The 7,157-nt window shown below is 62.8% G+C and carries 7 protein-coding genes and 1 pseudogene; 1 reads left to right on the top strand and 7 read right to left on the bottom strand.

All coding sequences use genetic code 11. The features are described 5' to 3' along the window. Positions 1-352, top strand: a pseudogene (locus EOC06_RS28750) (GTPase HflX); the annotation flags it as partial. Positions 353-358: 6 nt separating this feature from the next. Here the strand turns inward: EOC06_RS28750 and mazG are convergent. The 7 genes from mazG to EOC06_RS28715 all read right to left on the bottom strand — a co-directional run. Continuing rightward, the gene (mazG, locus tag EOC06_RS28745) at positions 359-1,183 is read right to left on the bottom strand and encodes a nucleoside triphosphate pyrophosphohydrolase (RefSeq protein WP_128309397.1); all 825 of its coding nucleotides are present in this window, start codon (positions 1,181-1,183) and stop codon (positions 359-361) included. 80 nt (positions 1,184-1,263) lie between these two features. Then, positions 1,264-2,448 carry an amino acid aminotransferase gene (locus EOC06_RS28740; RefSeq protein WP_128309396.1) on the bottom strand — a complete coding sequence of 395 codons (1,185 nt, stop codon included), beginning with the start codon at positions 2,446-2,448 and terminating at the stop codon, positions 1,264-1,266. Positions 2,449-2,587: 139 nt separating this feature from the next. Continuing rightward, positions 2,588-3,289: an SURF1 family protein gene (locus EOC06_RS28735; RefSeq protein ID WP_128309395.1), complete on the bottom strand. Its 702-nt coding sequence runs from the start codon at positions 3,287-3,289 to the stop codon at positions 2,588-2,590. Between the two features lie 96 nt (positions 3,290-3,385). Then, a complete protein-coding gene (cyoD, locus tag EOC06_RS28730) occupies positions 3,386-3,766 on the bottom strand; it encodes a cytochrome o ubiquinol oxidase subunit IV (RefSeq protein ID WP_128309394.1) in 381 nt (126 codons plus the stop codon). Next, positions 3,763-4,389: a cytochrome o ubiquinol oxidase subunit III gene (gene cyoC / locus EOC06_RS28725; RefSeq protein WP_127270912.1), complete on the bottom strand. Its 627-nt coding sequence runs from the start codon at positions 4,387-4,389 to the stop codon at positions 3,763-3,765. Before cyoC ends, cyoD begins: the two co-directional genes overlap by 4 nt. Before the next feature lie 5 nt (positions 4,390-4,394). After that, positions 4,395-6,407 (bottom strand): cytochrome o ubiquinol oxidase subunit I, encoded by a 2,013-nt coding sequence (cyoB, locus tag EOC06_RS28720; RefSeq protein WP_128309393.1) that lies wholly within the window; start codon positions 6,405-6,407, stop codon positions 4,395-4,397. Between the two features lie 15 nt (positions 6,408-6,422). After that, a partial coding sequence (locus EOC06_RS28715) for a ubiquinol oxidase subunit II (protein ID WP_206631274.1) occupies positions 6,423-7,157 on the bottom strand: 735 nt, incomplete at its 5' end.

The raw sequence follows: 7,157 nt of genomic DNA, 5'->3' as shown, positions 1-7,157 counted from the left end.
CGTGATAGAAGTGTGGAACAAGATCGACCGGCTCGACGAAGGCAACCGGACCCGGCTGCTTGCCGACGGCGCCGATGCCAACAAGGCGCCGCCGATTGCGGTGTCGGCGGTGACCGGCGAGGGCATTGATGCGCTGAAGGCGATCATCGAAACACGGATGGCGGGCGAACTCGAAGACCTCACCGTGACGATCGAGCCGGCCCAGTTCGGCCTTGTCGACTGGCTTTACCGCAATGGCGATGTCGTTTCGCGAAGCGACAATGATGACGGCAGCGCCACCATCTCGCTCAAGGCCACGCAAAGCGCCCGCGAAGAGATCGAAAGCAGATTGCGTCGTAAAAACAACGGTTAGTACGGGTTATTTCGCGCTTTTTGCTTCCTGCCAGAGCGCTTCCATCTCGGCCAGATCAGCCTTTTCCAGCGTGCTGCCGGATTTTTCCAGGGCCTGTTCGACATAGTGGAAGCGCGAGCGGAATTTTTCGTTGGTGCCGCTTAGCGCTGCTTCGGAATCGAGCTTGAGGTGACGGCCGAGGTTGACGACGGCAAACAGCATGTCGCCGAACTCATCCTTGATCGAGGCGGTGTCGCCCTTGGCCAGGGCCTCGCGCAATTCGCCGATCTCTTCCTCGATCTTGTCGAGGATGGGCGCCGCTTCGCTCCAGTCGAAGCCGACGCGGGCGGCCTTCTCCTGTAGTTTCAGCGCCCGGGTCAGCGCCGGCAGGGCGACCGGAACGCTGTCCAGAAACCCCTTGCCGTTGTCTTCGGGGTCGAGACCACGCGCGAGGCGGGCGCTTCGCTTCTCCGCCTTCTCTTCGGCCTTGATCTTTTCCCACATGCCCTTGGCCATGCCGGCGCTACGGGCTTTTTCGTCGCCGAAGACATGTGGGTGGCGACGGATCATCTTCGTCGTGATGGCTTGCACCACGTCAGGGAACGAGAATTCACCGGCCTCCTCGGCCATCTGGGCATGATAGACGACCTGCAGCAGCAGGTCGCCGAGTTCGTCGCGCAGATCGTCGAGATCGCCGCGCGCGATGGCATCCGCCACCTCATAGGCTTCCTCGATCGTATAGGGCGCGATGGTCGAGAAATCCTGTTCGATATCCCAGGGGCAGCCGGTCTTCGGCGCCCGTAGCGCCGCCATGATCTCGATCAGGCGCGAAATGTCTTTCGATGGTGTCATAGGGCTGATGCTATCGCGCGGCCGGCCGCGCGGCCAACGCTGTCAGCCGGCGAGAGTGCCTTGTCCACAGACAAGCCGCGTCAATCAAGAACCGAAACGATCGCCTTGGCGAGTTCGTCCATGCCGTCCTCGGGCAGGCCGGCGACATTGATGCGGCTGTCGCCGACCATGTAGACGCCGTGCTCGGCACGCAGTCGCTCGACCTGCGCTTCCGTGAGCCCAAGGCGGGAGAACATGCCGCGATGGCTGGCGACGAAATCGAAACGGTCGGAATTCGACTGCCGGCGCAGCGCCTCGGCGAACTGCACGCGTAGCCTGAGCATGCGCAGGCGCATCTCTTCGAGCTCGGCTTCCCAGTCGGCGCGCAAGGCGGCATCTTCGAGCACCATGCGCACGGCCGCCGCACCATGGTCCGGCGGCATCGAATACATGGCGCGCGCCGCCGACAGCATCTGGCTCATCGCCACATCCGCCTGTGCGCCGTCCCTGGCCAGGATCATCGCCGCGCCGACGCGGTCGCGGTAGACAGCAAAATTCTTCGAGCAGCTCGAGGCGACGACCATTTCCGGAACTTTTGCCGCCAACAGGCGCAAGCCGAGGGCATCGGCCTCGAGGCCATCGCCAAAGCCCTGATAGGCGATGTCGACAAACGGCAGCAGCTCGCGCTCGACGACCAGATCGGAAACGGCAGCCCACTGGCCCGCATCCAGATTGGCGCCGGTCGGGTTGTGGCAGCAGCCATGCAGCAGCACGACGTCGCCGCTCTTTGCGGTCCGCAGGGCTGCCAGCATGTCGTCGAAGCGAACGGCGCCCGAGGCGGCATCGAAATAGGGATATTCACGGATCTGCAGGCCGGCGGCGCGCATTACCGGCATGTGGTTCGGCCAGGTCGGGTCCGACAGCCAGATGGTTGCATCCGAGCGTGTCCGCTTCAGCAGTTCCGCCACCAGCCGCAGTGCGCCGGAGCCGCCGGGCGCTTGCGCGGCACGGATGCGCGTCATGTCGGCGCCCGAACCGAAGGCGAGCTTGGCCATTACCGTGTTGAAGCCAGTATCGCCGGCAAGGCCGAGATAGGTCTTGGTGTCCTGACCCTGCAGCAGGCGCTTTTCCGCTTCGCGCACGGCGCGCATGACCGGCGTCTTGCCGTCGCGATCCTTGTAGACGCCGACACCGAGATCGACCTTGTCTGGACGCGGATCGGCTCGATAAAGGCCGATCAGGGCGAGGATCTTGTCGGCGGGGGCGGGCTGCAGGGCTTCAAACATCGCTAGGGCTCCAATGGCGGCGGAGTGATACGCAAATCGGTCGCGTTTCGCCAGCGGTTTTAGCTAGGTGCTCCAGCCTGAGACGGGGTGCCGGGAAGCCTGCCCTGCCTGCTCCTTTCAGCTTTGCCTCGGCCAGCGGTCAGCCCCCGCCGTGTTTCCCAGTCTGCCGCAACAGATAGACGACCGCGCCCAGCACCATCAAGGCCAGCCCGAACCATGTCAGGGCATAGGCCAGATGGTTGTTGTGGAACGAAACGACCGTCAGGCCGCCGACCGGCCACCCTCCCGGATTGGGCGCGGCATCGGCATCGATGAAATAAGGAGCGACCTGCCCGAGGCCTTGCGTCGTGGCGATTGCCTGCACATCGCGCGAATACCAGCGGTTGGCGGCCGGATCGTTGTTGCGCAGGAAGCCGCCCTTCGGTTCGGTCAGGCGCAGCAGGCCGCTAATTCCGGTGTGATCGCCCGAGGGCTTGCCTGCGAGGCGGGTTGCCGGATCGCGCTTGTCCGTCGGCACGAAGCCCCTGTTCACCAGAATCGTGAAGCCATCATCCGCTCGGAACGGCGCCATTACCCAGAAACCACCGCCGCGATCGGTGACCGCCTGGACCAGGGTCTCGCGATCACCGAGAAACCGGCCCGTGACGGCAAGCTGGCGATACTCGTCATCCCTGGCGTTGATCTCTGGCCAGGCCGAAGGCGCCGGGGCGGCCACAGGTACTGCCTTGAGACGCTGGTCGACACGCTCGATCAGGTCGAGCTTCCAGACGCGGCGCTCCAGCTGCCAGATACCGAGCGCCGAGAACCCTGCGACGCCGATGGCACCGCAAAGGCAAAGCATCAACAGCGTCCATCTCGAACGCGTAACCCTTTGGCCGCCGCCTGTATTCGGATGCAGTGTCGTCCGCGCCTGTTCGTCCAAAGCCAGGTCCCTCTCTCAGGGTATCTGACTCATGTCATGGCCGGGCATCATGTTGACGTTCAGATGGTACATGACCCAGAGCGAGCCCGTCAGCGCGATCACCACCAGGATGAGGGTGAAGATCAGGGCCATCATGGTCCAGCCGCTCTCCGACCTGGTGTTCATATGCAGAAAGAACACCATGTGGACGATGATTTGCACGAAGGCGAAGGCCATGATGGCAATCGCCGACGCCATCTGATTGCCGAGCGCGTTGGTCATGACCAGCCAGAAGGGAATGGCGGTCAGCACGACGGACAGGCCGAAACCTGTCAGATAGCCGCGCAGCGAGCCGTGATCGACGCCGTGATGCGCGTGGCTCTGGTCGCTGGTGTCTGTGTGGTGTCCGGCGCTCATCGCAACATTCCCATCAGATAAACGAAGGTAAAGACGCCGATCCAGATGACGTCAAGGAAGTGCCAGAACATGCTCAGGCACATCAGGCGCCGCTGGTTCGCGGCGATCAGCCCGTGCCTGGAGACCTGCACCATCAGCACCACCAGCCAGACCAGGCCGAAGGTGACGTGCAGGCCGTGCGTTCCGACCAGCGTGAAGAACGATGACAGGAAGCCGCTGCGCTGCGGCGTCGCCCCCTCGTGGATGAAATGAGCGAATTCGTAGAGTTCGATGCTGAGAAAGGCGAGGCCGAACAGGCCAGTGATCACCAGCCACACCTGCATGGGTTTCACCCGTCCCTTCGCCATCTCCAGCATCGCGAAGCCGTAAGTGATGGAGGACAGGAGCAGCATGGTGGTGTTCAGCGCGACCAGCGGAAGATCGAACAGGTCCTTCGGCGCGGGTCCGGCCGCGTAATTGCCACCGAGCACGCCGTAGACCGCGAACAGCATCGCGAAGATGAGGCAGTCGCTCATCAGGTAGATCCAGAAGCCGAGCATGGTGCTGCTGCCGCTCTCGGCATGGCCGTGGTCGTCTTCCAGGTGGAAGACCGTGTCGTCGATCACCGTGTCGGCGTGTGCCATGGTGCTTATCCCGCCTGGCTGGTGGCTGCGAGCAGGCGTGTCCGCTCGTCCTCGACGCGGGTGACGTCACTGGACGGAATGTGGAAGTCCCGGTCGTAGTTGAAGGTATGCGCGATGGCGTAGCCGATCAGGGCGACGAAGCTGACGATCGCCAGCCACCAGATGTACCAGATGAGCGCCATGGCAAGCACCACGCTCAACCCGGCCAGGACGACGCCGGCTCCGGTGTTGCGCGGCATGTGGATGTCGCGGAAGCCCGTCAACGGACGCTGGTAGCCGCGATTCTTCATGTCCGCCCAGGCGTCGAGATCGTGGACGACGGGCGTGAAGGCGAAATTGTAGGCCGGGGGCGGCGACGAGGTTGCCCATTCGAGGGTGCGCCCGTCCCACGGATCGCCGGTATCGTCGCGAAGCTGCTCGCGCCGGCGCACGCTGACGAAGATCTGGATGAGGAAGGACAGGATCCCAAGCAGGATCAGGAAGGCGCCGAAGGCGGCGATAATGAACCAGATCTGCAGCGAGGGATCCTCAAAGGTGCGCAGCCGGCGCGTTACGCCCATCAAGCCGAGGATGTAGAGCGGCATGAAGGCGAACCAGAAGCCGACCACCCAGAACCAGAACGACATCTTTCCCCAGAACGGATCGAGCCGGAAGCCGAATGCCTTGGGGAACCAGTAGCTGATGCCGGCAAACAGGCCGAACAGCACGCCGCCGATGATGACGTTGTGGAAATGCGCGACCAGGAACAGGCTGTTGTGGAGCACGAAGTCGGCCGGCGGTACCGCGAGCAGCACGCCGGTCATGCCGCCGACAGTGAAGGTCAGCATGAAGGCGACGGTCCACATCATTGGCAGTTCGAAGCGGATGCGGCCGCGATACATGGTGAACAGCCAGTTGAATATCTTGGCGCCTGTCGGGATCGAAATGATCATCGTTGTGATGCCGAAGAACGAGTTGACGCTCGCTCCCGATCCCATGGTGAAGAAGTGATGCAGCCAGACCAGGTAGGACAGGATGGTGATGACGACTGTCGCGTAGACCATCGACGTGTAGCCGAAGAGCCGCTTGCCGCAGAAGGCCGAGGTCACTTCCGAAAATATGCCGAAGGCCGGCAGGATCAGGATGTAGACCTCGGGGTGGCCCCAGATCCAGATCAGGTTCACGTACATCATCGGATTGCCGCCGAAGTCGTTCGTGAAGAAGTTGGTGCCGACATAGCGGTCGAGAGCCAGCAGGGCCAGCACCGCCGTCAGCACCGGGAAGGCGGCGACGATGAGCACATTGGTGCAAAGCGCGGTCCAGGTGAAGATCGGCATTCTCATCATGGTCATGCCAGGCGCGCGCATCTTGACGATGGTGCAGACCAGGTTCACGCCCGACAGCAGCGTGCCGACACCCGCCACCTGCAGCGCCCAGATATAGTAATCGACGCCGACATCGGGACTGTAGCCGATGCCCGACAGCGGCGGGTAGGCGAGCCAGCCGGTGCGCGCGAATTCGCCGACAAACAACGACATCATGACGATGACCGCGCCGCCGACCGTCATCCAGAAGCTGAAATTGTTGAGGAATGGAAACGACACGTCGCGCGCGCCGATCTGCAGCGGGACGACGAAATTCATCAGGCCCGTCACCAGCGGCATCGCTACGAAGAAGATCATGATCACGCCGTGCGCGGTGAAGATCTGGTCGTAGTGATGCGAATTGAGATAGCCTTCCGAACCGCCGAAGGCCATCGCCTGCTGGAGCCGCATCATGATGGCGTCGCTGAAGCCGCGCAGCAGCATGACGATGCCGAGCACCATGTACATCACGCCGATGCGCTTGTGGTCGACGCTGGTGAACCATTCGCGCCACAGATAGCCCCAGAGCTTGAAATAGGTCAGTGCGCCGACGAGTGCCACGCCGCCCAGCGCGACGACTATGAAGGTCGCGACCACGATGGGCTCGTGCAGCGGCAGCGACTCGAGCGTAAGCCGGCCGAAGATCGCCTTGAGAAGAGCAGGATTGTCGAACATGTCTTGCGTGGCGCCTCAGGAGTTGAAGGGCGACCGAAGCGTGCCGGTTGCGGAAGGTGACGGCAGTCGGATCGACAGGGGCAGTGGCCGTTGCAGACCGGCGCCGACGATCGGCGTCGAGGTCACCGGCGTGGCGGATTGATCGGCCTTCGAAGCCGCCAGTGCTTCTTCGGTCGTGCATATGCTGGCGACATAGGATGGGGCAGGACCGAATATCGTGCCGCGCCGGGCGAACTTGTCATACAGCAGCGGCAGGGTATTGCGGATGCCGGCCATTCCCAGACCGCCCTTGGCATCGATCTGCGACATCTCGCTCATGCACATCTTGCCGGGCTCGACGCACATGTTGAGGATCGCCTTGTAGAGATCGGCATCCACCGCCGCATAGTGGCGCACTGGTTGGTTCTCGCTGGGCTGTTCGAGCTCCAGATAGCCGTTTCGGTCGAGCTTGCCGCCGCCGTCCTTTGCCTTCGCGATCCATGCCTGGAAACCGGCATCGTCCAGGCCGTGGAACGCGAAGCGCATTCCCGAGAAGCCGGCGCCGCTGTAGTTGGCGGAGAACCCTTCATAGTCGCCGGACTTGTTTATGACGGCGTGCAGCCTGGTTTCCATACCCGGCATTGCATAGATCTGGCCGGCCAGTGCTGGAATGTAGAAGGAGTTCATCACCGATGCGGAGGTGATGCGAAAGCTGATCGGCCGGTCGACCGGCGCAGCCAGTTCGTTGACCATGGCGACGCCGTACTGCGG

Source organism: Mesorhizobium sp. M7A.F.Ca.MR.362.00.0.0 (assembly GCF_004023175.1).
Taxonomy (GTDB): domain Bacteria; phylum Pseudomonadota; class Alphaproteobacteria; order Rhizobiales; family Rhizobiaceae; genus Mesorhizobium.
This window is presented reverse-complemented; position numbering and strand designations above follow the sequence as displayed.

Coding starts and splice junctions, on each gene's coding strand:
- cyoB (WP_128309393.1), bottom strand. CDS start 6,407: ATGTTCGACAATCCTGCTCTTCTCAAGGCGATCTTCGGCCGGCTTACG.
- cyoD (WP_128309394.1), bottom strand. CDS start 3,766: ATGAGCGCCGGACACCACACAGACACCAGCGACCAGAGCCACGCGCAT.
- EOC06_RS28740 (WP_128309396.1), bottom strand. CDS start 2,448: ATGTTTGAAGCCCTGCAGCCCGCCCCCGCCGACAAGATCCTCGCCCTG.
- EOC06_RS28735 (WP_128309395.1), bottom strand. CDS start 3,289: ATGCTTTGCCTTTGCGGTGCCATCGGCGTCGCAGGGTTCTCGGCGCTC.
- cyoC (WP_127270912.1), bottom strand. CDS start 4,389: ATGGCACACGCCGACACGGTGATCGACGACACGGTCTTCCACCTGGAA.
- mazG (WP_128309397.1), bottom strand. CDS start 1,183: ATGACACCATCGAAAGACATTTCGCGCCTGATCGAGATCATGGCGGCG.